The 1,442-nt window shown below is 65.3% G+C and carries 2 protein-coding genes; both read left to right on the top strand.

What is annotated here, in order from left to right; translation table 11 throughout:
• Window positions 1–79 precede the first annotated feature (79 nt).
• Complete coding sequence (locus AB0O67_RS37330; protein WP_365460568.1) at window positions 80–511, top strand: NfeD family protein; 432 nt, start codon at window positions 80–82, stop codon at window positions 509–511.
• Window positions 512–513: 2 nt separating this feature from the next.
• Window positions 514–1,442: SPFH domain-containing protein (locus tag AB0O67_RS37325; RefSeq protein WP_365460566.1), on the top strand; the 929-nt coding region annotated here is incomplete at its 3' end.

The following is a 1,442-nucleotide window of genomic DNA, read 5'->3' as shown; positions in this document are numbered from 1 at the left end:
CACAAAAGCGTTTTGGCTGCAGCTTGATCCTGGTAGCCGACGCGCCTTCTCCCGCATGCCGCACCTGGGAGGGGTGTCGATGGATCCATGGCTCATCTGGTTGATCATCGCCGCGGTACTCGTGGTGGCGGAGATCTTCACCGCTACCGCGGCCCTGGGGATTCTCGGCGGTGCCGCCTTGCTCACCGCGGTGAGCGCTTCGTTCGGGGTGCCGCTCGCCTGGCAGTTCGTGGTGTTCACCGTTGGCGCCACGGCGGGACTGGTGTTTGTTCGTCCTCTCGCGCTGCGCTTTGTGAATCGGCCTCAGGCTGAACGTTTCGGCGTGGACGCACTCGTCGGTTCGGCTGCCTACGCCGTCTCGGAGGTGACGGGCGCAGGTGGCCGGGTCCGTATCCGCGGTGAGGACTGGACGGCTCGCGCCTATGACGAGACGCTGGTCATTCCTCCCGGCACCACCGTCGACGTCATACAGATCAGCGGCGCCACCGCCCTCGTCTATCCCCGGGAGTGACCGTGGAAGCCTCGGCGTTCCTCATCGCAGGCCTGATCGTTGCCGTCATCGCGGTGTTCACGGTGGTGCGGGCGGTACGCATTGTGCCGCAGGCACGCGCGCGTAACGTCGAACGCCTCGGCCGCTACCATCGCACCTTGCAACCGGGCCTGAACGTCGTCGTCCCGTACATCGATCATGTCTATCCTCCGATCGACCTGCGGGAGCAGGTCGTCTCCTTCAAACCTCAGCCGGTCATTACCGAGGACAACCTGGTCGTCGAGATCGACACCGTCATCTACTTCCAGGTCACCGACCCCCGTGCGGCGGCCTACGAGATCGCCAGCTTCCTTCAAGCGGTCGAGCAACTCACCGTCACGACGCTGCGCAACGTCGTCGGTTCCATGGACTTGGAGAAGACGCTCACCTCCCGAGACACCATCAACAGCCAGCTGCGGGGGGTACTGGACGACGCCACCGGCAAGTGGGGGCTGCGGGTCAACCGTGTGGAGATCAAGGCCATCGATCCCCCTCAGTCCATCAAGGACGCCATGGAAAAACAGATGCGGGCCGAGCGGGACAAGCGGGCCGCGATCCTTGGCGCCGAGGGACAGCGCCAGGCGCAGATCCTCACCGCCGAGGGCGACAAGCAGTCCGCGGTTCTGCGCGCGGAAGGCAACCGGACGGCCGAGATCCTCAAGGCCGAAGGGCAGTCCCGGGCCATCGACGAGGTGTTCCAGGCGGTGCACCGCAACGATCCGGACCCCAAGCTGCTCGCCTACCAGTACCTCCAGGCACTCCCCGAACTCGCCAAAGGACAAGGCAGCACCTTCTGGATGATCCCCAGCGAGGTCACCTCCGCGCTCAGGGAAGTGTCGCGCGCCTTCGGAGAAACGCTGCCCCAGTCATCCGCAACCCGGAAGAAGGCCGCGGGCGACACATCCGCGGACGA

The organism is Streptomyces sp. NPDC086077 (assembly GCF_040686175.1).
GTDB lineage: Bacteria > Actinomycetota > Actinomycetes > Streptomycetales > Streptomycetaceae > Streptomyces.
The sequence above is the reverse complement of the archived record's forward strand: the minus strand, read 5'-3'. Positions and strand labels throughout refer to the sequence as shown.

Coding starts and splice junctions, on each gene's coding strand:
- AB0O67_RS37330 (WP_365460568.1), top strand. CDS start 80: ATGGATCCATGGCTCATCTGGTTGATCATCGCCGCGGTACTCGTGGTG.